Annotated in this window: 24 protein-coding genes; 10 read left to right on the top strand and 14 right to left on the bottom strand. The window is 53.7% G+C overall.

Annotated features, from left to right (window positions below; all coding sequences use genetic code 11):
• The first annotated feature begins 16 nt into the window (after nucleotides 1-16).
• Together N1689_RS03080 and N1689_RS03085 are read left to right on the top strand one after the other, a co-directional pair.
• Nucleotides 17-160: a hypothetical protein gene (locus N1689_RS03080; protein WP_010246429.1), complete on the top strand. Its 144-nt coding sequence runs from the start codon at nucleotides 17-19 to the stop codon at nucleotides 158-160.
• A 40-nt stretch (nucleotides 161-200) separates the two neighbouring features.
• A complete protein-coding gene (locus tag N1689_RS03085; protein ID WP_202604932.1) occupies nucleotides 201-374 on the top strand; it encodes a hypothetical protein in 174 nt (57 codons plus the stop codon).
• Here N1689_RS03085 and N1689_RS03090 read toward each other — a convergent pair.
• Nucleotides 341-1,525 carry a beta-glucosidase gene (locus tag N1689_RS03090; protein ID WP_260057864.1) on the bottom strand — a complete coding sequence of 395 codons (1,185 nt, stop codon included), beginning with the start codon at nucleotides 1,523-1,525 and terminating at the stop codon, nucleotides 341-343. The genes N1689_RS03085 and N1689_RS03090 overlap by 34 nt on opposite strands.
• Before the next feature lie 155 nt (nucleotides 1,526-1,680).
• On the opposite strand from N1689_RS03090, the gene N1689_RS03095 reads away from it, so the two are divergent.
• Complete coding sequence (locus N1689_RS03095) at nucleotides 1,681-3,141, top strand: phospholipase D family protein (protein ID WP_260057866.1); 1,461 nt, start codon at nucleotides 1,681-1,683, stop codon at nucleotides 3,139-3,141.
• A gap of 191 nt (nucleotides 3,142-3,332) precedes the next feature.
• Here the strand turns inward: N1689_RS03095 and mdoC are convergent, their stop codons facing one another.
• Nucleotides 3,333-4,457, bottom strand: a complete 1,125-nt coding sequence (gene mdoC / locus N1689_RS03100) for a glucans biosynthesis protein MdoC (protein WP_161733823.1) — start codon at nucleotides 4,455-4,457, stop codon at nucleotides 3,333-3,335.
• A 268-nt stretch (nucleotides 4,458-4,725) separates the two neighbouring features.
• Between mdoC and N1689_RS03105 the strand changes: the two genes are divergently transcribed.
• The 3 genes from N1689_RS03105 (at nucleotide 4,726) to N1689_RS03115 (ending at nucleotide 9,176) form a co-directional block, all read left to right on the top strand.
• Nucleotides 4,726-6,261 carry a glucan biosynthesis protein G gene (locus N1689_RS03105; RefSeq protein WP_190285891.1) on the top strand — a complete coding sequence of 512 codons (1,536 nt, stop codon included), beginning with the start codon at nucleotides 4,726-4,728 and terminating at the stop codon, nucleotides 6,259-6,261.
• Nucleotides 6,254-8,806 (top strand): glucans biosynthesis glucosyltransferase MdoH, encoded by a 2,553-nt coding sequence (gene mdoH, locus N1689_RS03110; protein WP_161733821.1) that lies wholly within the window; start codon nucleotides 6,254-6,256, stop codon nucleotides 8,804-8,806. The genes N1689_RS03105 and mdoH overlap by 8 nt, the downstream gene beginning before the upstream one ends.
• A gap of 157 nt (nucleotides 8,807-8,963) precedes the next feature.
• The gene (locus N1689_RS03115) at nucleotides 8,964-9,176 is read left to right on the top strand and encodes a YceK/YidQ family lipoprotein (protein ID WP_161733850.1); all 213 of its coding nucleotides are present in this window, start codon (nucleotides 8,964-8,966) and stop codon (nucleotides 9,174-9,176) included.
• Here N1689_RS03115 and N1689_RS03120 read toward each other — a convergent pair.
• From N1689_RS03120 to N1689_RS03130, 3 genes are all read right to left on the bottom strand, one after another.
• Entirely contained in the window at nucleotides 9,167-9,568 is a 402-nt protein-coding gene (locus N1689_RS03120; protein ID WP_013357421.1) for a MysB family protein, read from the bottom strand. The two genes, N1689_RS03115 and N1689_RS03120, sit on opposite strands and share 10 nt — an antisense overlap.
• A 132-nt stretch (nucleotides 9,569-9,700) precedes the next feature.
• Nucleotides 9,701-9,967: a hypothetical protein gene (locus N1689_RS03125; RefSeq protein WP_237566701.1), complete on the bottom strand. Its 267-nt coding sequence runs from the start codon at nucleotides 9,965-9,967 to the stop codon at nucleotides 9,701-9,703.
• 540 nt (nucleotides 9,968-10,507) lie between these two features.
• Nucleotides 10,508-11,431 (bottom strand): Kdo(2)-lipid IV(A) acyltransferase, encoded by a 924-nt coding sequence (locus N1689_RS03130; RefSeq protein ID WP_150009773.1) that lies wholly within the window; start codon nucleotides 11,429-11,431, stop codon nucleotides 10,508-10,510.
• Between the two features lie 253 nt (nucleotides 11,432-11,684).
• Here N1689_RS03130 and N1689_RS03135 point away from each other — a divergent pair, with 253 nt between their 5' ends.
• The gene (locus tag N1689_RS03135) at nucleotides 11,685-12,734 is read left to right on the top strand and encodes a rhodanese-related sulfurtransferase (RefSeq protein ID WP_150009771.1); all 1,050 of its coding nucleotides are present in this window, start codon (nucleotides 11,685-11,687) and stop codon (nucleotides 12,732-12,734) included.
• 39 nt (nucleotides 12,735-12,773) lie between these two features.
• Here N1689_RS03135 and N1689_RS03140 read toward each other — a convergent pair whose 3' ends face one another.
• From N1689_RS03140 to grxB, 9 genes are all read right to left on the bottom strand, one after another.
• On the bottom strand, nucleotides 12,774-13,349 hold the full coding sequence (locus N1689_RS03140; RefSeq protein ID WP_161733819.1) for a YceI family protein: 576 nt from the start codon (nucleotides 13,347-13,349) through the stop codon (nucleotides 12,774-12,776).
• A gap of 1 nt (nucleotide 13,350) precedes the next feature.
• Nucleotides 13,351-13,926 (bottom strand): cytochrome b, encoded by a 576-nt coding sequence (locus N1689_RS03145; protein WP_161733817.1) that lies wholly within the window; start codon nucleotides 13,924-13,926, stop codon nucleotides 13,351-13,353.
• Nucleotides 13,927-14,221: 295 nt separating this feature from the next.
• Entirely contained in the window at nucleotides 14,222-15,334 is a 1,113-nt protein-coding gene (gene solA, locus N1689_RS03150; protein ID WP_260057877.1) for an N-methyl-L-tryptophan oxidase, read from the bottom strand.
• 94 nt (nucleotides 15,335-15,428) lie between these two features.
• Nucleotides 15,429-15,683 carry a biofilm formation regulator BssS gene (gene bssS, locus N1689_RS03155; protein ID WP_013357427.1) on the bottom strand — a complete coding sequence of 85 codons (255 nt, stop codon included), beginning with the start codon at nucleotides 15,681-15,683 and terminating at the stop codon, nucleotides 15,429-15,431.
• A 244-nt stretch (nucleotides 15,684-15,927) separates the two neighbouring features.
• Nucleotides 15,928-16,200 carry a hypothetical protein gene (locus tag N1689_RS03160; protein ID WP_150009763.1) on the bottom strand — a complete coding sequence of 91 codons (273 nt, stop codon included), beginning with the start codon at nucleotides 16,198-16,200 and terminating at the stop codon, nucleotides 15,928-15,930.
• Nucleotides 16,201-16,344: 144 nt separating this feature from the next.
• Nucleotides 16,345-16,590, bottom strand: coding sequence for a DNA damage-inducible protein I (gene dinI / locus N1689_RS03165; protein WP_003849907.1), 246 nt, complete (start codon nucleotides 16,588-16,590; stop codon nucleotides 16,345-16,347).
• Nucleotides 16,591-16,652: 62 nt separating this feature from the next.
• Nucleotides 16,653-17,696, bottom strand: coding sequence for a dihydroorotase (gene pyrC / locus N1689_RS03170; protein ID WP_253421581.1), 1,044 nt, complete (start codon nucleotides 17,694-17,696; stop codon nucleotides 16,653-16,655).
• 133 nt (nucleotides 17,697-17,829) lie between these two features.
• On the bottom strand, nucleotides 17,830-18,393 hold the full coding sequence (locus N1689_RS03175) for a lipoprotein (protein WP_013357430.1): 564 nt from the start codon (nucleotides 18,391-18,393) through the stop codon (nucleotides 17,830-17,832).
• 116 nt (nucleotides 18,394-18,509) lie between these two features.
• The gene (gene grxB / locus N1689_RS03180) at nucleotides 18,510-19,157 is read right to left on the bottom strand and encodes a glutaredoxin 2 (protein WP_161733809.1); all 648 of its coding nucleotides are present in this window, start codon (nucleotides 19,155-19,157) and stop codon (nucleotides 18,510-18,512) included.
• A gap of 288 nt (nucleotides 19,158-19,445) precedes the next feature.
• Between grxB and rimJ the strand changes: the two genes are divergently transcribed.
• Genes rimJ through N1689_RS03195 form a run of 3 tightly spaced genes read left to right on the top strand, consistent with a single transcriptional unit; the run spans nucleotide 19,446 to nucleotide 21,613 of the window.
• A complete protein-coding gene (gene rimJ, locus N1689_RS03185; protein WP_150009757.1) occupies nucleotides 19,446-20,039 on the top strand; it encodes a ribosomal protein S5-alanine N-acetyltransferase in 594 nt (197 codons plus the stop codon).
• A gap of 13 nt (nucleotides 20,040-20,052) precedes the next feature.
• A complete protein-coding gene (locus N1689_RS03190) occupies nucleotides 20,053-20,691 on the top strand; it encodes a DUF480 domain-containing protein (protein ID WP_260057880.1) in 639 nt (212 codons plus the stop codon).
• Nucleotide 20,692: 1 nt separating this feature from the next.
• Nucleotides 20,693-21,613: a Gfo/Idh/MocA family protein gene (locus N1689_RS03195; protein WP_222924198.1), complete on the top strand. Its 921-nt coding sequence runs from the start codon at nucleotides 20,693-20,695 to the stop codon at nucleotides 21,611-21,613.
• Nucleotides 21,614-21,698 lie beyond the last annotated feature (85 nt).

A 21,698-nucleotide genomic window follows, 5' to 3' on the forward strand; every position in this document is an offset into this window, starting at 1 on the left:
TTTTCACAGGATAGTTATGTCTTTGCCCTTGCCGCCCGACGATCACGATGAGCCAATTCGCCAGTCACTTGACGATGCGCACTTTGCGATAGTGGTGCTTGCGGTGACATCGGTAACGCTTATAATCTTTGTGCTGATGATTACGCTCTGGATGAGCTGACGCACACAGGGGCTCCAACGGACTGAATAAGGAGAAGGCGATGGACTCCGGAGATGATAAATTAATCGCAATTATCGGTTTACTGGCTGCCTGCCTGATCGGGGTGACGTTCCTGTTTACGATGGTCTGGCTGACCGACGTTCGTCATCCTGCCGACCCCACGCTCGACGTTCAGTCGTGTCACCCCAAAAAGCCACCGTCTGAGCATGTCTGATTACGCGTCGCAAACTTAATCTGCTGACTGCGCAACACCAGCGCTAACGCCTCATGCAGGTTTCGGTTGCCATTAGGATCGGCGAGTCCCAGCAGCGGACCTGGCGACCGCCGGTCATCGGCCCAGGCGGGATATTCCACCACCGGATAGAGCGAAATACCCTCCACCGCAATGCCCTGATCCAGCGCCACCGCCACATTTTCACTGATTTCCTGCAGCCAGGGCGCACGTGCGTCACCTTCTGCGCCGGTTTCGGCAATCAGCATCGGCCGCTGGTAGCGCTGCCAGCACTGCGCCAGCATAATATGCAGCGGCTCGCGCACCGGATCATCCTGTGACATCGGTTGATCGGGGAAAAACCAGTGGTTGTCGGGATAGTAGTTCAGGCCGAGAATATCCAGGCAATCTTCACTGCCGCCTAACTCCTTATCAACGCGACCGGCCAGCATATCCCAGGCTTCGAACTGCGCCTGATGCTGTGCATCGGCATAGGGTTTGCTGTCCGGGTTATCGGGATGATGGGCAATCTGAACCAGCGGGTCGGTCAGGACAAAACGTGCCTCCGGATAGATGTCGCGAATGGCATGAATGGCTGCCAGCGAGGCGCGGACCAACTGGCGCTTCAGCTCTTTACCACGCTGTGCGGCATGGGGATTAAACCAGGCGACATCTGCACCAGCCCATGACCAGAATGATATTTGATTCACCGGCGTAAAGAAGGGGCGTTCAATGCCCTGGTCGCGCATCAGTTGCGCCATTGCGCGGGCGAACCGGCTAAAGTGATCAACAAATTCGGCTTTCCAGATATTAAGATGCTCGGGATAACCGAAGTGCGCCAGCTCCCAGATGATCTCCATCTGCTGACGTCGTGCGGCGTCAATCATGGGCAGAAAGCTCTGCCAGTCATACTGACCTGGAATCTTTTCAATCAGATGCCAGCGCGCACCGTCACGGGCGGTATGCAGATGCTGCTCAGCCAGTGCGGCATAATCTTTTTCCAGCAGCATATCGTGTCCGCTGCTGATCACCATATCCAGCCGTTTCCCTGGCGTACGGCAGGCAGTGGAGCAGGGAAAACTGCCCTGGAAAAAGCTGCGGAACAGGCTGGGATGGTAGCGCTGGCGGGCATCTGTAAGGGATTGATGGGACATATTCCTCTCCTGCCGGACAAATGCCGGTCACAGATCGTCCGGTTAAGTCTAGACTAAAAAACGCCCGTGACCGCTCATTCAATCGGCGCAGAGGTATGGCGTCAGACGCCAGGCCGGGGAATAATAAAAATAACTGCATTTTACAGGGAATTTTCATGACCGAAGCGTTTGAGCTCTCGCAGCGATCAGAACAGACCAGCTGGCTGGAAACACGGCTGGAGCCTCAGTGCCAGTGCCACCCAGGGCTGAGCGGTGTCCATCAGTTGAGCGACGGGCTGGATGCCTTTGCTGCCCGTTATCTGCTGATGCAGAAAGCGGAGCGGTCACTCGATATTCAGTATTACATCTGGCAAAACGATCTCTCTGGCCGGCTGCTGTTCAGCGCCGTACTGGAGGCAGCCCGACGCGGCGTAAAGGTACGGCTGTTGCTGGATGATAATAATACGCCGGGCCTGGACGAGACGCTGGCCCAGCTTAATCGCCATCCCAATATTGAGGTCCGGCTGTTTAACCCATTCTCGTTTCGCACCCTGCGAGCGCTGGGCTATCTCACCGATTTTGCCCGTCTGAACCGCCGCATGCACAACAAGAGCTTTACGGTGGATGGCGTGACGACCGTGGTTGGCGGGCGCAATGTCGGCGACGAATATTTCGGCACCGGTAATGAACCGCTGTTTGCCGATCTCGACGTGATGGCGATTGGCCCGGTGGTGAAAGAGGTGGCAGAGGATTTTGAGCGCTACTGGCACAGTAAGCCGGTGTCCCCGCTGCAGAAGGTGCTGGATGATGAGGCGCCGGATGAGGACAGTGTGAGTCTGCCAGCAGAATGGCGTCACAGTGAGCCGGTTCAGCGCTATCTGAAGCGGCTGGAAAATTCATCGCTGCTGCAGGAGCTGGAAGAGGGGACGCTGGCGCTGACCTGGGCAAAAGCACGCCTGCTGAGTGACGATCCGCGTAAAGGGCTGGGTAAAGCGCGCGCCAGAAGCCTGCTGCCGCAGCGGATGCTGGAGGTCATTGGCACGCCGCAGGAGCAGTTCGATATCATCTCTGCCTACTTTGTGCCAACCCGTGCAGGCGTCGCCCAGTTGCTGGCGCTGAAGCGCAAAGGGGTGAAAATTGCCATTCTGACCAACTCGCTGGCGGCCAACGATGTGTCGATTGTTCATGCCGGTTACGCCAAATGGCGCAAGAAATTGCTGCGCCATGGCATTGCGCTCTATGAGCTAAAACCACAGGCGAACGTCCCTGAAGCCCCGCACGATCGGGGATTAACCGGTAACTCTGGCTCCAGCCTGCATGCCAAAACCTTTTCGGTGGATCAACAGACGCTGTTTATCGGCTCGTTTAACTTCGATCCCCGTTCAGCGGTGCTGAATACGGAAATGGGACTGGTGATTGAGAGTGCGGCGCTGGCCGGAGAAACGCATCAGCGCTTCAGTCTGTCGATGCGCGATCGGGCATGGACGCTGCGGCTGGATAAGTGGGGACGGGTAAACTGGCTGGAGTATCCGGATGAGCCGCAGCAGATCGTGCATAAACACGAGCCGGGCTGCTCCTGGTGGCAACGGCTGCAGGTGCGGTTAGTGTGGCGACTGCCGATTGAATGGCTGCTGTAAGCTGTAACTTACCTGGGTACAGGCTCTGGCTCAGAAAGCATACGCCTTCCGCAAAGACGCAAAACCCGCCATCCCTGGCGGGCTCAGCGCGGGCCGTACCTGGCCCGCTATGCTTTGCTGCGGGCGTATGCGCCCATCGCTTTTGAACTCTTTAGCTGTCTGCGGCTAAAACCATAAATGGCTGAACCATCTTATTTACGCTCAAACTTCCCCGAGAACAGGAACCGCAGCAGCGGGATGCGCAGGTGAATCTCATACAGCAGAAATGCGATGCCAAACACCATCAACAGGCCAACGAAGAAGCCCAGCGTGTTGTTTTCGATGCGCGGCGTGACATAAATGCCATACAGCAGCGTCAGCGGATGGTGCACCAGATAGATAAACAGTGATGCATTGACCAGATACATGATGCGCGGTGAATGCGCGTTAAGCAGTTTGTGACCAAAGCAGAAGCAGACGTTCAGCATGCAAAGTCCCATGAGCGTCGTGATGATTGCATCCAGCTCATATAACCAGCCATCGCCGCTGCTCAGACGCTGATTGGTACAGTAGGCGACAAACATCAACACCGCGCCAATCCACATCACGGGATTAAACCGCACAAACAGCTGCTTCAGCGGTGGATGCTTCCACGCCAGCGCCCCGAGCATAAAGAACGGCAGATAGAAAAGTGTCTGCATCACGATGATATTGAACAAACCATCCATCAGCCAGGCGGGCTGGAACAGAAACACCAGACGGCGAAACACGCACCAGACCAGCGCCCACGCCAGTACGCCAGCGGTCAGTGCACCCCAGCCAACCCGCGTGTAATCAATGGTGCGATGCTGATCGCGCAACCAGCGGAACGTCACCATGCCCAGCGTGGTCAGCATCACCAGTACTACCAGGAACCACAGGTGTGAAATCAGTTCCCACATCAGGTTATTAAATTTCTCATACGGCGTGAAACGAGGCCAGTCAGCCAGTTTATCTGTCCACGCTTTCAGCATGAAAAATTGTGGCAGCGTGAGCAGTGGAACGGCGGTGAGAAGCGGTATCCCCACGCGTTCCAGACGCACCTTCAGGAAACGTCGTGGCTGATAGCGCAGATACAGCATGTAGGAGAAGTAGCCCGAGATGACAAAAAAGACCTGCATACGAAACGCATGAATAAAATCATTCAGCAGCGTCAGCCATAATGAGGCCTCCTGGCTGTTTACTGCCCATTTCTGTGCTGAGTAGATGAGGGAAACGTGAAACGGTACCCCCAGTAACATCAGATACGCGCGGATGGAGTCGAGGAAGTATTCACGTTCAGGTTTTACAGTACTCATAAAGTTCCAGTTCGTTAGTACGTTTGGCCAGTTTCACCCTGAAACCGGATTATGCTCGGGCAAAATTCTACCTGGGATAAACCGGGTATACTATCAGTGGAATCCGTAGTGTCTAATTGTCCTAAAAGTAGCGTTAAGCCTGACGAAATGCGGGAACAATGTTGCGCATAAGCTGTCGGAAAACCGAATAATCCTTTAAGATAAACGGGTTTGATTTAAGCACACGAAAGGGGGGGATGTGCTGACTAAAGAAAAAAATAAAGCCGGACTGATGAAGGTACGCTGGATTGGTACTGCAGTTCTGCTGGCGTTGTACGCTAATAACAGTTGGGCGTTTAATATCGATGATGTTGCAAAACAAGCCAAAGCGTTGGCAGGGAAAAGCTTCGAAGCGCCTAAAAGCAATTTACCCTCTCAATTTCGTGAAATGAAATTTGCTGATTATCAGCAGATCCAGTTTAACCACGATAAAGCGTATTGGGGCAAACTGCGCACGCCATTCAAGCTGGAGTTCTATCATCAGGGCATGTACTTCGATACCCCGGTGCAGATTAACGAAGTGACCGCCAGCGCGGTGCGCGAGATTAAATACAACCCCGATTATTTTAATTTCGGTAATGTAAAACATGACGCGGATGCGGTGAAAAACCTCGGTTTTGCCGGTTTCAAAGTCCTTTATCCACTGAACAACAAGGGTAAAAACGATGAGATCGCCAGCTTCCTGGGTGCCAGCTACTTCCGGGTGATCGGTGCCGGTCAGGTTTATGGCCTGTCGGCGCGTGGACTGGCCATTGATACGGCGCTGCCGTCCGGTGAAGAGTTCCCGCGTTTCAAAGAGTTCTGGATTCAGCGTCCTAAACCACAGGACAAACAGCTGGTGATCTATGCACTGCTCGATTCGCCGCGCGCGGCGGGTGCGTATCGCTTTGTGCTGCATCCGGGTGAGGCGTCAACCGTTGATGTGCAGTCAAAAGTTTACCTGCGTGATAACGTTGGCAAACTGGGTATTGCACCGCTGACCAGTATGTTCCTGTTCGGGCAGAACCAGCCATCTACGGTGAACAACTTCCGTCCGGCTCTGCACGACTCTGACGGTCTCTCCATCCACAATGGCAACGGGGAGTGGATTTGGCGTCCGCTGAATAACCCGCGTCATCTGGCGGTGAGCACCTATACTATCGAGAATCCAAAAGGCTTTGGTCTGCTGCAGCGCGGGCGTGACTTTAACAACTATCAGGATCTTGATGACCGCTATGATCTGCGTCCAAGCGGCTGGGTTGAGCCAATCGGCGACTGGGGTAAAGGCCGGGTCGAACTGGTTGAAATCCCGACGGCCGACGAAACCAACGACAACATTGTTGCGTTCTGGACGCCAGAGACGCTGCCAGAGCCTGGCAAAGAGATGAACTTCAAATATCGTCTGCATTTCTCACGCGATGAAAACCAGCTGCACTCCGACGATACGGCCTGGGTCAAAAACACCCTCCGTTCAGCGGGTGACGTGAAGCAGTCTAATCTCGTGCGTCAGCCGGATGGCACCGTGGCTTTCACCATCGACTTCGTGGGTAAAGACATGAGTAAGATGGCGGAAAACAGCCAGGTGGCACCGCAGGTCAGCGTCGGCAAAAATGCTGATGTGGTCGAGCAGAGCGTACGTTATAACCCGGTCACCAAAGGCTGGCGTCTGGTGTTGCGTCTGCGTGTAAAAGATGCCAAACAGTCCACCGAAATGCGTGCGGCCCTGGTCAGCGGCGACAAGACATTGACGGAAACCTGGAGCTATCAGTTACCTGCCAATGAATAAATCCACTTTTACACCTCAACGTTATGTGGAATCTCTGCCGCTGGATGCGGCAGGGAAGGCCCGCCTGAGCGTCTCATTGCAGAATGCCAGCGAGTTCCACTTCATCCATGATGCGCTGGGCAGGGATGTCGCAGCCAGTGATCGTCCCGACGATGCGCCGTTAAAATCGGTCTCATCGCGGGTCGAAATGGCCTGGCCCGATTCGCTGGCCGACGGCCAGCAGTTGGGTAAAGATTATCTCGACCGTACCACGCTGAAAGCGATGCCGAAGGTTAAACGCTCACTGATGTTCCCGGAAGCCTGGCGTACCAACCCGGTTGCCCGTGCCTGGGACTCACTGCGTGGTCACAAATCGGTGCCGCGTTATGCCAATGCGGAAGAGCAGCGTGCCGAAGAGAAGTGGCGTCATGTCGGTTCGATTCGCCGCTATATCCTGCTGATCCTGACCATTTTCCAGACCGTGGTCGCCACCTGGTACATGAAAAGTATTCTGCCCTATCAGGGCTGGACGCTGCTGGACCCGATGGAGATGATCAATCAGAACTGGCAGCAGTCAGTGATGCAGATCCTGCCCTATGTGTTGCAGACCGGCATCCTGTTCCTGTTCGCTATCCTGTTCTGCTGGGTTTCAGCCGGTTTCTGGACCGCCCTGATGGGCTTCCTGCAACTCTTGATTGGCCGTGACAAATACAGTATTTCGTACTCAACGGTCGGAGATGAGCCGCTTAATCCGGAACATCGTACCGCGCTGATTATGCCGATCTGTAATGAAGACGTTGAGCGTGTCTATGCGGGTCTGCGTGCAACCTGGGAGTCTGTGGTTCGCACCGGTAACGCTGAACATTTCGATGTCTACATCCTCAGTGACAGCTACGATGCGGATATCGCCATTGCCGAGCAGAAAGCCTGGATGGAACTGGTGCGGGATGTTGGCGGGGCGGGCAAGATCTTCTATCGCCGTCGTCGTCGTCGTGTGAAGCGTAAAAGCGGTAACATCGATGACTTCTGCCGTCGCTGGGGCAGCAACTACAGCTACATGGTCGTACTGGATGCCGATAGCGTCATGAGCGGTGAGTGTCTGACCGGTCTGGTGCGCATGATGGATGCGAATCCGAATGCCGGTATCATCCAGTCGTCGCCGAAAGCCTCGGGTATGGATACGCTCTATGCGCGCTGTCAGCAGTTCGCAACCCGCGTCTACGGTCCGTTGTTTACTGCCGGTCTGCACTTCTGGCAGTTGGGCGAGTCTCACTACTGGGGTCACAACGCCATTATCCGCGTGAAACCCTTTATTGAGCACTGTGCGCTGGCCCCGTTACCGGGTGAAGGCTCTTTTGCCGGTTCAATCATGTCACATGACTTCGTTGAAGCCGCGCTGATGCGTCGTGCCGGCTGGGGCGTCTGGATTGCCTATGACCTGCCGGGTTCCTATGAAGAGCTGCCACCGAACCTGCTGGATGAGCTGAAGCGTGACCGTCGATGGTGTCACGGCAACCTGATGAACTTCCGCCTGTTCCTGGTAAAAGGGATGCACCCGGTTCACCGTGCGGTGTTCCTGACCGGCGTCATGTCTTACCTGTCGGCTCCGCTGTGGTTTATGTTCCTGGCGCTCTCCACTGCCTTACAGGTGGTGCATACGTTGATGGAACCGACCTACTTCCTGCAACCGCGGCAGCTGTTCCCGGTCTGGCCGCAGTGGCGTCCTGAGCTGGCGATAGCGCTCTTCTCGACCACGATGGTGCTGCTATTCCTGCCAAAGATGCTGAGTGTGGTGTTGATCTGGTTTAAAGGATCGAAAGCCTACGGTGGGCCGCTGCGCCTGCTGGCATCACTGGTGCTGGAAACGCTGTTCTCAGTGCTGCTGGCACCGGTGCGCATGCTGTTCCATACGGTGTTTGTGGTCAGTGCCTTCCTGGGCTGGGAAGTGGTCTGGAATTCACCGCAGCGTGATGACGATGCCACGCCGTGGAGCGAGGCGTTTAAACGTCACGGTTCGCAGATGGCATTGGGTCTGGTATGGGCAATTGGTATGGGACTGCTGGATCTCAACTTCCTGTGGTGGCTGGCTCCTATTGTTTTCTCACTGATCCTGTCGCCGTTTGTTTCGGTGATGTCGAGCCGCGCAACATTGGGCCTTAAGAGCAAGAAAGCCAAACTGTTTCTGATCCCGGAAGAGTACTCGCCGCCGCAGGAGCTGGTCGATACCGATCGCTATGTGCTGCTGAACCGCGAACGTGCGCTGGAAAATGGCTTTATGCATGCCCTGTTCCATCCCGCCTTTAACGCGCTGGCAACGGCACTGGCGACATCACGTCATAAGCAGAGTCAGTTACTGGACTATGCCCGCGATCGACGTGTAGATCAGGCGCTGAGCGATGCTCCGGACAAACTGGGTCGCGAGCAGCGTTTGCAGTTGATCAGCGATCCGGTGGTGCTGGCCCGTGTTCATACCCGACTGTGGGAAAATGCGGACAAGTATCATCAGTGGGTAGAGAGTTATCAGAAACTCACGCTTAACCCTCACGCGCTGGCAAAAAACGCGTAATCTGAAAAAGCGGCAGCGATGCCGCTTTTTTTATCGGATTAAAACAGCATCAGGATGATAAATTGAGTGCTGGCCGTCACCGCAGGCAGCGTGTGACGATTTCAAAGGCTGTTCAGGGCGGATATCAGTGGTGAAAGGGTTATTTAAGACAGGCGTTATCGTTGCGGCTGTGCTCTGCTTAAGCGGATGCGGCAGTATTATCAGCCGTACCGTGCCCGGACAGGGGCACGGTAATCAGTATTATCCCGGCGTGCAGTGGGACGTGCGTGACAGCGGGTGGCGGGTACTGACCATCCTTGATCTGCCGCTGTCACTGGTGATGGACACCCTGTTATTACCGGTGGATGCCAGTCACGGTCCTTACGAATAACTGCGATCGGAGTCGCTGTTATCATCCTCCCACTCTTGTGCCGCAGCTTCACCCTCTTCGGTGTCAAGCGGCGGCTCCAGCTGGAATTCGCCATCATCCCACTCATGCAGCGTATTTTCCGCTAACCACTCCTGACGCAGCTCCACTTCATCAAAGTCAGCATCAAAAATAGCCTGCGCACCTTCGCCACTGCGGAAAGGCAGACATTCACCCGCATCACCTTCATCTGCCAGGAACTCAGCCTGCCACATGATATCGCCATCCTGCATCACATATTTTTGCAGACCAAACTGACCGATTGAAGCTTCTTCTTCATCCACTTCAGGGTTGTTAGCGAGGAACTCCTCACGTGCAGCATCAATCGCTTCCTCTAACGTACTGTACATGCTCATCGCTCTTCTCCTTACGGGTTTTCATTAACTACGGATTGTTTTGATTTCAGTGAAGGATAGACGAAATCTGAGGGAGGGAAAGGGCAGGGTGGTGCAACTGGCGGGAAATAAGCCATTTTCCGCCAGCCAGGATCAGATCATCTTTTGCGGAAAGTGCAGGACGGGTTGAACAGACTCATGAATCACCGGTGCTGAGTAGCGGATACAACATTTTATACAGGGCTTCACTTTCTTAAAATTAATTCTGGCGATCGAAAGTGCCTGACTCAGATTATATAATGTGCCGATAAATATCAGCTCGTCTTTATCAGGCAAGCGTTTGCACCCCTTTCGATGGAGAAAATGATAATTGTCCTGATCGGTGCCGATAGTAACGTAATAGTAGAGACCTTTGTTCATATAATCTGTCCCGTTAGAGGTTGCTGTGTATTGTCTTTTTTATAGTTTTGGCCAGGTCTGTTAAAGGTCTGACTGTTACAAATGAAATTACCGATAATCACAAACGACTTCAAATTCCATAACGATCTATCAGTATGTTAAAAAAATAAAAAATGGAATATAAGCCAGATTTACTGAGTAATCGATTGTAAAATCAGTTAATTTTTATCGATTCATAAGCGCAGAGATATCATTAAGGCCGGCTAAATAGGATTAGGCCTGGCATGCGGAATAAATAGCGCCAAATAAAACTAAACAGAGATCGCTGCAATATTAATTAATAAAAAGCTAAAGTGAGCGTTCAGCGGTCTGCGGTGAATTAATTGGTTAGCGATTTTAACGGTAAACAGAAATAAATTATATTCCGGTTATAGTCCCATACTCCTCGCTGGCCCTGAAATATGACTGAAAGGATTCTTCTGTGCTGAGTGACTGATTTATTTAGCAGGATGTCGGGTCAGAAACGCGCTAAATGTCAGGTGAACATTTAGCGCGAACTGATTAATAACGTGAAGGCTCGCCTTCAGGGCGTGTTTTAAAGCGGCGGTGGAGCCACATGTACTGTTCGGGAGCCAGCAGGACGCCCTCTTCGACCACTTTATTCATCCTGGCGGCGGTCACTTCATCGCTTTCCAGCGTAAATTCGGCGCTGATGTCAGGCAGTATCATCAGTTCATAACCACGGCCGTCGGGCAGACGACGCGGCACAAAGGGGATAACTGCCGGTTTACCGGTGCGGATCAGCAGATGCGTGCCCACTGTCGTGGCTGCTTTTTCTACAGCGAAAAAGGGCACAAAGACGCTGCTACGCGGGCCATAATCATGATCGGGTGCGTACCAGATGATGTCACCGTGCTTCAGTGCGCGGATCATGCCTTTGAGATCTTTACGATCGATCATGCTTTTATTTGACCGCATCCGGCCTTTTACCTGCAGCCAGTCGATCAGTTTATTGTCATTGGGGCGATAGACACCAATGCCAGGATTATGGATGCCAAACATGCGTGCACCAATCTCCAGCGTCAGAAAGTGCATGCCGATGAGCAGCACGCCACGCTGACTATCTCGCGCCTGCTGGATATGCTCCAGACCCGAAGGCTTATGCCATTTGTTGATGCGCCAGTCTGGCCAGAACCACGCCATACCGGTCTCAATCAATCCCATACCGACTGATTCAAAATTGTGCTTAACCATCGCTTCGCGTTCGTTAACCGGCATATCAGGAAATGTTAATTCCAGATTACGTCGGGCGATACTGACGCGTCGCGTCATAAAACGCATCCCAATACGACCAATATTGCAGCCGAGCACATAAAGCAGGGGATAAGGAAGTAGCACCAAAAGATAAAGAGAAGCGACACCCAGCCAGGTCAGCCAATAGCGCGGGTGAAGCAGTTCTCGTGAAAACTGAGGCAACTGAGTCATGTGAAGATTAATTTTCCTGCGTCGCGCACCATGCAGTGCTGATATCTCATTGATTTACGCTATTGTGCCAGTTTTTATCGTGCGTATAAATATCACTGACAGAACGGACGACTGCAGGCTGCTGTTAAATAGCCAGATAGTGCCGGAAAAAACAGCAACCCGCGCCTGATTCCGAGACTGGTCTTTGCATCCCGGTGAAATCAGGTATCATGTGCCCGCTAAATTTCTCCTATTGATAACAGGAAAGAACACCATGCCAGTGTTACATAACCTCGTTTCCAATAAAGAGCTGAAGGCGCGCATGCTGGCTGAAACTGAGCCGCGCACCACAGTCTCTTTTTATAAATATTTCCAGATTGCCGACCCTAAAGCTTTCCGCGACGCGCTCTACCTTGGCCTGACGTCACTCAAGGTCTTTGGCCGCGTCTATGTCGCGCACGAAGGTATTAATGCACAGATCAGCGTGCCCGCCAGCCAGTATGAAAAGATGAAAGAGTGGCTGTATGGCTTTGATCCGGCGCTGAACAACCTGCGAATGAATATTGCGCTGGATGATGATGGAAAATCATTCTGGGTATTGCGCCTTAAAGTGCGCGATCGCATTGTTGCGGACGGTATCGATGACGCCAGTTTTGATGCCAGCGACGTAGGTCAGTATCTGAAAGCGGCCGAGGTTAACGCCATGCTGGACGATCCTGATGCCCTGTTCGTTGATATGCGTAACCACTATGAATATGAAGTGGGCCGCTTCGATAATGCACTGGAAGTGCCTGCTGACACCTTCCGCGATCAGCTGCCGATGGCGGTTGATATGCTGCAGGATCAGAAAGACAAAAAGATCGTAATGTACTGCACCGGCGGGATCCGCTGTGAAAAGGCGAGCGCCTGGATGCGGCATAACGGCTTCGAGGATGTTTACCACATTGAAGGCGGTATCATCGAGTATGCCCGGCGCGCCCGTGAACAGGGATTACCGGTTCGCTTCAAAGGCAAAAATTTTGTGTTTGATGAGCGGATGGGTGAACGGATCTCTGACGACGTGCTATCGAACTGTCATCAGTGCGGCGAGCCCTGTGATACCCATGTCAATTGCGTCAATGACGGCTGTCATCTGCTGTTTATCCAGTGCAAAAGCTGCGCAGAGAAATTTGAGAACTGCTGTAGCCCGATCTGTCAGGAAGAGGCGAAACTCTCACCGGAGGAGCAGCGCGCTCGTCGGGCTGGACGCGAGAATGGCAACAAGATCTTTAACAAGTCGCGTGGCCTGTTAAACATGACCATTCCGTCACCAGTGAAGAAATAATCGTGGCCGCCTGAAGTCAGCTTCAGGCGGCTTGCTGTGTTACTGGCGCACACCTTCAACCGAGATCATCAGCTCCACCTTCTGCGAAGCTGGCCCCAGATCTTTGGTAATGTTAAAATCTTTCAGTGTAATTTCGCCTTCGGCTTCAAAGCCAGCGCGGTAGCCGCCCCACGGGTCTTTGCCTTCACCCAGCATTTTTGCCTCCAGCGTCACCGGCTTAGTCACGCCATTCAGCGTGAGATCGCCGGTAATCATCAGCTCATCACCCTCTTTCTTTACTGCTGTGGATTTGAAGGTGGCCTGCGGGTTTTTGCTGCTGTTCAGGAAGTCAGCGCTACGCAGGTGCTTGTCACGTTCCGCGTGATTGGTATCGACGCTGCTGGTGTTAATGGTCACGTCAACTTTATCTGCTGCCGGGTTCTTCTCATCGAAGGTGAAGCTGCCGTCAAAATCTTTGAAGGTGCCGTAGAGCCAGCTGTAACCCAGGTGCTGAATGCGGAACTGGATAAAGGCGTGCTGGCCCTCTTTATCAATCTTATAGTCTGCGGCACCCGCAGTCATTGAGCCGAGCAGCAGGCTGGCACCGGTCATCGCCAGCAGGGTCTTCTTAAACATATTATTTATCCTTTTCAGAGGGGAAGGGGAGACGTAAACCTGACATCCGTTTTAGGGTGATATCGCGATCGATAACGTGATGCTTTAGCGCAGCCAGACCATGCAGTACCGACAGGACCACAACCGTCCAGGCCAGCCAGAGATGAATGTCGCCTGCCAGGTCTGCCTGTTCGCCTGCGCCGCTGAACAGCGCGGGCAGCGTAAACCAGTTAAATACGGAGATGGGCTTGCCATCGGCGGTGGAGATCAGATAGCCACTGATCAGAATGGCCAGCAGCAGGGTATAAAGAAGCAGGTGCGCCACTACTGAACTGATGCGCACCAGCGGGGAATAGCTGCTCAGCGGCTTTGGCGGTGGGGAAATAACGCGCCATAGCAGGCGAATGATCAGCGTCAGCAACAGAATGACGCCAATACTTTTATGGATTTCCGGCGCGTCGTGATACCAGCTATCGTAATAGCCAAGACCAACCATCCAGAGTCCTAGCGCAAACATGGCATAAATCGCCAGCGCCATTGACCAGTGCAGTAGCACAGCAACCAATCCAAACTGATGGGGTGTATTACGTAATAACATAATGTGGGTTTCATAAAGAAATAATCTGAAATAAGCATCCACATTATGAAATATAAAAGCAATCGTCCTTACGCTTCTATAAATTTTAATTTCCAGCATTAAAAGGTTGAATAAAACTGCAGCGAGATGAGCAATATTACTGAATGAGATATTTCTGGCGGGAGAGTCGTCAACGTTAAATGGCGGCAATTAACCATATGGGCGAAATAAACACTATCATTATGTCAGGAAAATTCAGTTTTCGTCAGATTATGTCAGCCGGGTGGCATCAGACTGATGCCACCCGTTATCAGAGTCAGAAACGCGAGAGGCGGAAGCGGGACAAATCAAAGGAGAACGGTTTTTGCTGTGCGAATTCCGCAGCAAGCTCGCCTAAAACGCTGGCAAATTTAAACCCATGTCCGCTGAGTCCGGTGATGACCATGCGGTCGGGTTCACCCGGCAGGGTATCGATAATAAAGTCTTCGTCCGGACTGAAATCGTAGCTGCAGGCTTCGCCATGCAGACAGACGCCGACACCAGGTAAAAACTGACGGAGAAAACCAAAGGCCTCACTGCCGTCCGCCGCTACCGTGCCAAAAGGTTTACGATCTTCAGGCTGCTGCATCAGCTGACCGCCATCATGGCGACCTACCTTCAGTGCGTTGTTATCCGCCGGGAAGCCGTAAAACTGGCTGCCATCTGCCATCTCAACCGTAAAGCCGGGGAACTGATTATTCTCGCCGTAGCGGCCATCTGCCTGATACCAGGCAAATACCTTGCGGGTAGGGGCGATCGGCAGGCCAGGAATTAATTTGCCGACCCAGGTGCCAGCGCTTATCAGCATTTTGCGTCCCCGATAGATACCATCCAGGGTGGTAACCTGCTGCAGGTCGCCATCACGACCAATCTCAGAGACCGGGCAGTTAAACAGCTGCGCACAGCCCGCCTGTTCAGCCAGCTGGATCCAGCTGCGAACCGCCTGTTCACATTTCAGAAAGCCGGACTGCGGCTCAAATATGCCCAGATAACCCTCTGGCACGTTGATTTGCGGCCAGCGCTTTCGCACTTCATCAGGCTGCATCACCTCGATATTGAGCTGCCAGCGGGTCGCACTGTCGATAACGTTCCGGATAAAGGGGGAGTGGTCAGGAGCAAGGTTAAGTACGCCGCTGCGATGCATGATGCGCTCACCGGCGCGCTGTTCCAGCTCATCCCACAGCGTCTGCGCCCGCAGAACCAGCGGAACATAATGTTCGCCTTCACCATAAGCGTGACGAATCAGCCGGCTCTCACCATGATGCGTTCCCTGATTGTGAGGAGGATGGGCGCTGTCAATCATTAATACCGATAAACCTGCCTGGGTAGCATAGTAGCCAGCCGCCGCGCCCACTGAACCACTGCCGACGACGATAAGATCATAAATCATGATAACGACACTTTAAGAGTCAGATAATCAAAAGCATACCAGAAACAGAAACGAAAAAGGCACCCCTGAGGGCGCCTCTTTGATGCGGCAGAAATTAATGCTTATTAAGAAGTCGTTCTGGTTGCTCAGCTGATTCTATCTTGGCGATGCCCGCTTCGAGGATCGAGATAAACTGCCTTGCCACATCCGTTGTCAGCCAGTAGGTCGGGCCAACATCCGCTTCTTCTTCTTTTTGATCCTGCGACGACAGCGAGTGCAGGCGGATCATCATGGCATCATAGCTATCAACGGTACTGATGTCCCAGCCCACCAGAGGATGGGTCTGGATAACGTCTTTTCTTCTGTCCATTATAACCTCCTTATTACTCGTTAAACGAAGTGCATGATGAGGTTCAATGCGGCTTTTTTATTGCGATAGCGGAACAATTATAACAGTAAACCTGGGTATCACTGTTTAAAAAATGCCGTGAACCAGCTTCTCATAGAATATTTGCGTTTGAAAGGAGGGCGTTGAAAAATAAAATGCCTGACGGGCAGGCATTTTTATCACTGTTCAATGGGCATGTAAAAGCGGGTTAGCCACGTGAGCGGGCTTAAAGTGTCGGGGTTTCCGGCACGATGCCACCGCCACGTTTTTGCAGTGTTTCTGCAAGACGGGCAAAGTGCTGCTGGAGCTGCTCATCATGGTTTTGATTTTGGGCTTCCAGCGACAGATTGTGCACCAGCAACTGACTGGCACGATCGTCAAGACAGAAAATCAGACTGGAAAAGGCATTTTCCAGCACCGTTAAACGACGCTTCTGATCACCAATCAGTGCTAACAACTCACCAAAGGTCATCGCCTCTTCCGGTTTATCAGTAGTCATGGTGTCGCACCTCCTGTTATGCGTGACGAGCGCAAGGATAGGGCATTGATCATTAAGAGTCTAGATGCAGAGAGGGGGAAGTGCGAGAGGGGAGAAAAGATAAAAAAACCGGGTGGCGACACCCGGAAAAAAGCACAGTGGCGGTTAATCAGTAATGAACCAGTCGTCAGCGCTTTCCCACGTCTGCTGCAGGATTTCGCTGATCTGGTCGCGCGTCTCTTTTCCACCGCCCAGCACGCTGAGATTGTTGGCACTGGCGTAACGTACCTTGACGTGATTGGTCGAGTCAGGGAACTGTTCGTCGATGCGGCGCGATAATTCATCGCTTAACGCTTCAATCGCGCCAGCAGGAAGAGGTCGGGTATTGGATACGGTAATTTCAACGCGCATAATAGCCTCCGGTTAAGATGCTGTATATATTTACAGTATCAATGAGCCGGAGGCAAGCAAAATTATGCGATGCGCCAGTTCAGCGTTTCACCGGCCAGGAACGGCACCAGTGAGTGGCTGCCAAGCGCAATTGACTCTGGTACCTGCCACGGCTCACGCACCAGCGTGATCGTCCCCTCATTCAGTGGCAGACCGTAAAAACGCGGGCCATTTTCAGAACAGAACGCTTCAAAATGTTCCAGCGCGTTCAGCTCTTCAAAAACGGTGGCGTAGGCGGGCAACGACGTCGGCGCATTAAATACGCCCGCACACCCGCAGCTGGCCTCTTTGAGATGACGCAGATGCGGTGCTGTGTCGGTGCCGAGGAAGACGCGCGGATGACCACTCGCCACTAATTTGCGCAATGCTTCCTGATGCACGTTGCGTTTAAGAATCGGCAGGCAATAGAGGTGAGGACGAATACCGCCCACCAGCATGTGATTGCGGTTAAACATCAAATGCTGCGGGGTAATGGTCGCGCCCAGCGTCTCATCGGCGGCGGCAACATACTCTGCGGCGTCCTGAGTGGTAATGTGCTCCATCACCACTTTCAGTGCCGGAAACTGGCTGCGCAGCGGCACCATAACCGTTTCGATAAACCGGGCTTCGCGGTCAAAAATGTCGACATGCGCATCGGTGACTTCACCATGGATCAGCAGTGGCATACCGAGCGTCTGCATCCGATCCAGCACGCAGGCAATGGACGCGATGTTGGTCACGCCATGACTGGAGTTGGTGGTAGCGTGCGCCGGATAGAGCTTCGCCGCAGTGAACAGACCGGCGGTGAAACCGCGCTCAAGCTCATCAGGATCCAGCGAGTCGGTCAGGTAGCAGGTCATCAGCGGCGTAAAGGCGTGATCGGCGGGCAGCGCCGCCAGGATGCGATCGCGGTACGCTTCACCTGCTGCCACGCTGGTCACCGGCGGCACCAGGTTAGGCATCACAATGGCACGACCATTCACCGCGCTGGTATAGGGCAGGACCGTGTTGAGCATCTCATCGTCGCGCAGATGAATATGCCAGTCGTCAGGGCGACGCAGGGTAAGTTGCTGAGGTTGTGCTGTCATCAGTGAAGCTCCGGCAGAAGGGAAACAAAAGGCATGTTTTGGCCGGGGTCTAAGCATAAGGATTCAGGCAACCGTTTGCACCTGCTTTTTATGCCGCCAGAGAAAATCCGCGCCAGGGGCGCGGAAATCGGGATTACTGCGTAAAGGGAATAACCAGTTCGCCAGGCTTCACTTCCAGTCCTTTGGCAAATTTCTTCGCCAGCGACTCGCCTTTGCTGCGGTCTGCGCTGAGCACATAGGCGGGTTTTTGATCAAAGTAGCTTTTCAGCGACTGATTCAGATAAGGCGTCAGCGTCTTCATGATTGAGGCCATTTTTTCCGGGGCCACCTGGGCGTCAACAATCTCCAGATCGCGCAGATAAATTGCGCCCTGCTGCTGATCATAAACCGGCTGAGCACGCATTTTCAGTTGCATATCGGCCTGCTGCGGGCCAAACAGTGAGGTGACGTTGATTTTTGCGTTACCGGAGAGCGTCACTTTACCTGGTTCTTCGCGACCAATCTGACTGGTCAGATTGTTCAGCACGATGTGTGCGTTAACCAGGCCGGAAACGCCAATATCTTTCTCGTAGTTGTTGTGCTTCTGCAGCGCCTGGTTTACTTCCTGTTCGCTGATGGTGTATTGCGTCAGTTGATTACAGCCGCTGACCAGCAGCGCCATCAACAGGGCAGTCAGCCCGAAAAAAGCCTTTTTCATCGATCTTTATCCTGAATATCAGAGCCAGTAAACAGGCCATAGCCTGCCTGAATGCATGGCGGGTGTCATCAGGAAAGGGATGAGAAACGCCGCAGCGTCTCTCATCGGAGGCGGGACTAATGCGCTATCGAAGAGAGCAGATTAACCTGAGTCTGTTTGGCCATGTTATCGCGGTAGTCCGCGACCCGGCTCGGCCAGTCGATACCGGCGACCAGCGTCAGAGAGCGGAGTAGCGGGAAGAGATTAAAATCATCTTCCGATAGCTCGCCGTTTACCGCATTGGGCTGAACGATTAATTTGTCCAGTTTGCGCAGATCTTCACTCACATTCTTAATCAGCCCGGCCGAGTGGCTTTTCAGCGTTTCAAAATCACCGAGGCTCGCCTGTTTTTTGCTGCGGAAATAGTCACGCGCCTCAGGCGTAGCGAACTCGGCAAACGCCGCTTCGGCAATGCGCGGCAGCAGCAGTTTATTGACATAGCTGTTCATGTGACGCAGCCAGTCGCCAATTGCCGGGTTCAGCGCGCCGGTGATCAGCGGTGCGCCATCCTGCTGATCGACGTACTGCACGATCTCCATGCTCTCAGGCATTGCGCTGCCATCCTGCTTTTGCAGAATCGGTGCCATTTTCTGCCCGATCAGTCGTTTTGGCGTCTCTTCATCGTCGTTGAGCATCACCACCAGCTCAACCGGCTTATTTTTCAGACCAAAAATCATTCGCGCTTTAACGCAGAAAGGACAATGGTCATAGATATACAGTTTCATCCTGATCTCCCGGGTTTTTACAGGTTTAGTGTTTAACAGAGTGAATCAATTCATCCTGTTTTCGGGCGCGTAAAAAGTATGGAAGAGATTACCCTGCAGGGCAAACCTGCCAGCCAGTATGTGGGACTTTAGCCGGGCGAACCGACGGGTCATTGCTGTGATAACAGAGTAAAATCAACCTCTTTAAAGCTAAACCACTGTAACGTTTTACCGCAGCCCAGGCGGCGGTTATAGTGAACGCCGGGTAATGACGGCTTTCACTCACAGCCATTGATTTCAGGAGTCAGGATGTTTGGCTATCGTTCTGCCGCGCCCAGGGTGCGATTAACCACCGATCGTCTGGTGGTCCGTCTGGTTCACGAACGTGATGCCTGGCGAATGGCAGATTACTATTCGGAAAACCGCCTGTTTTTAAAACCATGGGAGCCGGTGCGCGACGATAGCCACTGCTACCCTTCGGGCTGGCAGGCGCGCCTCGGGCTGATTTCCGACATGCATAAGCAGGGAACGGCCTTCTATTTTATTCTCATGGACAGCGATGAAACCGAAGTGCGGGGCGTGGCGAACTTCAGTAACGTGCTGCGCGGTTCCTTTCACGCCTGTTATCTCGGCTATTCACTGGGTGAAAAGTGGCAGGGGCAGGGGCTGATGTTCGAAGCCTTGCAGTCGGCTATCCGCTATATGCAGCGCCAGCAGCATATTCATCGCATTATGGCGAACTACATGCCGCACAACCAGCGCAGCGGCGATCTGCTGGCGCGACTTGGTTTTGAGAAAGAGGGTTACGCGAAAGATTATCTGCTGATCGACGGACGCTGGCAGGATCACGTGCTGACAGCCTTAACTCTGCGGGAATGGACGCCTGACCGGCGTGGACAATAATGAGGACGCGAGCATGAAGATGGCTTTATCAGCGCAGGCGTTGCGCGTGCTGGGCTGCCTGCTGGAGAAGCAGGTCACCACGCCAGAGCAGTATCCGCTGTCACTGAATGGCGTAATAGTGGCCTGTAATCAGAAATCGAATCGCGAGCCGGTGATGGAGCTGAGTGAAAGCGAGGTACAGAATCAGCTTGATCAGCTGGAAAAGCGTCATCTGATCACCGCCAGCAGCGCCGCCGGACAGCGGGTGGTAAAATATGAGCAGCGTTTCTGTAATTCTGCGTTTGGCACACTGAAACTCAACAGTGCGGAAGTGGCTCTTCTCACCCTGCTGCTGCTGCGCGGGCCGCAGACGCCAGGCGAACTGCGAACCCGCAGCGGTCGTCTGCATGAGTTCAGCGATGTCGGCGACGTGGAACAGACGCTGGAAGGCTTGATGCAGCGTGACGACAGTGCACAGGTCATCCGCCTGGCGCGTGAGCCAGGCAAGCGCGAAAGCCGCTTTATGCATCTGCTGGGCGATGAAGATGATGCACATCAGGCTGCCGACGCGCCGGACGAGCAGGGCGATCTGGCGGCGCGTGTTACTACGCTGGAACAGCAGGTCGCAGCACTTCAGGCGCAACTTACCCAATTGCTGCAAACGGAGAGCTGAGATGACATTACGTATAGGCGTGGTGGGATTGGGTGGTATTGCGCAGAAAGCCTGGCTGCCGGTGCTGTCTGCGGCGACGGACTGGACGCTGGTGGGGGCGTTTTCCCCGAATCAGGCCAAAGCCCGCCCAATCTGTGACAGCTATCGCATGCAGTGCTTTGGCTCACTGAATGAAGTAGCCGCAGCCTGCGACGCGGTGTTTGTCCACAGCAGCACCGACACCCACTATGAGGTGGTCAGGGCTCTGCTGCTGGCAGGAAAAGATGTCTGCGTCGACAAGCCGCTGGCTGAAACACTGGAGCAGGCTGAAGCGCTGGTGGCGCTGGCGGAAAAACGCCAGCGTAAACTGATGGTGGCATTTAACCGCCGCTTTGCCCCGCGCTATCAGCAGCTGCAGGCGGAGATGGCTGGCGCGGCTTCTCTGCGGATTGAAAAGCACCGCAGCGACAGCGTCGGGCCACGGGATCTTCGTTTTACCCTGCTTGATGACTACCTGCATGTGGTGGACACCGCGCTCTGGCTGGGCGGCAAGCCTGTTCGCCAGGTTCACGGACGCATTGATACCAACGAGCAGGGGCAGATGCTCTATGCCGAACACCATTTCGCTGTTGAAGGCCTGGCGATCACCACCAGTATGCACCGGCGCGCAGGCAGTCAGCGCGAGCGGATCAGCGCAGTGTGTGACGGTAAGTGCATCGACATCAGCGAGATGCGCGACTGGCAGGAAGAGCGCAGTGATGGCCTGCTAATCACTCCGCCGCCTGCCTGGCAGAGCCATCTGACGCAGCGCGGCTTCAGCGGTGCAGCACGCCATTTTATTGACTGCGTACAAAATCAGACGAAGCCTGAAACCAGCGGTGAGCAGGCGCTGATGGCGCAGCGTGTGGTGGAAAAACTGTGGCGTGAGGCGACGCAGGAATAACGCCTTGTAACACTCCGTGCTGGTCATTTCCCTCCGTGGCAGTAGACTGTCGCCGGGCATCCTCGGGTGCCCGCGCTAATTCTCC

The organism is Pantoea sp. XY16, assembly GCF_025153065.1.
GTDB classification, from domain to species: domain Bacteria; phylum Pseudomonadota; class Gammaproteobacteria; order Enterobacterales; family Enterobacteriaceae; genus Pantoea; species Pantoea alfalfae.

Bases quoted from the DNA above. Each gene is read 5' to 3' on its own strand.
- N1689_RS03080 (WP_010246429.1), top strand. From the start codon at position 17: ATGTCTTTGCCCTTGCCGCCCGACGATCACGATGAGCCAATTCGCCAG.
- N1689_RS03085 (WP_202604932.1), top strand. From the start codon at position 201: ATGGACTCCGGAGATGATAAATTAATCGCAATTATCGGTTTACTGGCT.
- N1689_RS03090 (WP_260057864.1), bottom strand. From the start codon at position 1,525: ATGTCCCATCAATCCCTTACAGATGCCCGCCAGCGCTACCATCCCAGC.
- N1689_RS03095 (WP_260057866.1), top strand. From the start codon at position 1,681: ATGACCGAAGCGTTTGAGCTCTCGCAGCGATCAGAACAGACCAGCTGG.
- mdoC (WP_161733823.1), bottom strand. From the start codon at position 4,457: ATGAGTACTGTAAAACCTGAACGTGAATACTTCCTCGACTCCATCCGC.
- mdoH (WP_161733821.1), top strand. From the start codon at position 6,254: ATGAATAAATCCACTTTTACACCTCAACGTTATGTGGAATCTCTGCCG.
- N1689_RS03120 (WP_013357421.1), bottom strand. From the start codon at position 9,568: ATGAGCATGTACAGTACGTTAGAGGAAGCGATTGATGCTGCACGTGAG.
- N1689_RS03125 (WP_237566701.1), bottom strand. From the start codon at position 9,967: ATGAACAAAGGTCTCTACTATTACGTTACTATCGGCACCGATCAGGAC.
- N1689_RS03130 (WP_150009773.1), bottom strand. From the start codon at position 11,431: ATGACTCAGTTGCCTCAGTTTTCACGAGAACTGCTTCACCCGCGCTAT.
- N1689_RS03135 (WP_150009771.1), top strand. From the start codon at position 11,685: ATGCCAGTGTTACATAACCTCGTTTCCAATAAAGAGCTGAAGGCGCGC.
- N1689_RS03140 (WP_161733819.1), bottom strand. From the start codon at position 13,349: ATGTTTAAGAAGACCCTGCTGGCGATGACCGGTGCCAGCCTGCTGCTC.
- N1689_RS03145 (WP_161733817.1), bottom strand. From the start codon at position 13,926: ATGTTATTACGTAATACACCCCATCAGTTTGGATTGGTTGCTGTGCTA.
- solA (WP_260057877.1), bottom strand. From the start codon at position 15,334: ATGATTTATGATCTTATCGTCGTCGGCAGTGGTTCAGTGGGCGCGGCG.
- bssS (WP_013357427.1), bottom strand. From the start codon at position 15,683: ATGGACAGAAGAAAAGACGTTATCCAGACCCATCCTCTGGTGGGCTGG.
- N1689_RS03160 (WP_150009763.1), bottom strand. From the start codon at position 16,200: ATGACTACTGATAAACCGGAAGAGGCGATGACCTTTGGTGAGTTGTTA.
- dinI (WP_003849907.1), bottom strand. From the start codon at position 16,590: ATGCGCGTTGAAATTACCGTATCCAATACCCGACCTCTTCCTGCTGGC.
- pyrC (WP_253421581.1), bottom strand. From the start codon at position 17,696: ATGACAGCACAACCTCAGCAACTTACCCTGCGTCGCCCTGACGACTGG.
- N1689_RS03175 (WP_013357430.1), bottom strand. From the start codon at position 18,393: ATGAAAAAGGCTTTTTTCGGGCTGACTGCCCTGTTGATGGCGCTGCTG.
- grxB (WP_161733809.1), bottom strand. From the start codon at position 19,157: ATGAAACTGTATATCTATGACCATTGTCCTTTCTGCGTTAAAGCGCGA.
- rimJ (WP_150009757.1), top strand. From the start codon at position 19,446: ATGTTTGGCTATCGTTCTGCCGCGCCCAGGGTGCGATTAACCACCGAT.
- N1689_RS03190 (WP_260057880.1), top strand. From the start codon at position 20,053: ATGAAGATGGCTTTATCAGCGCAGGCGTTGCGCGTGCTGGGCTGCCTG.
- N1689_RS03195 (WP_222924198.1), top strand. From the start codon at position 20,693: ATGACATTACGTATAGGCGTGGTGGGATTGGGTGGTATTGCGCAGAAA.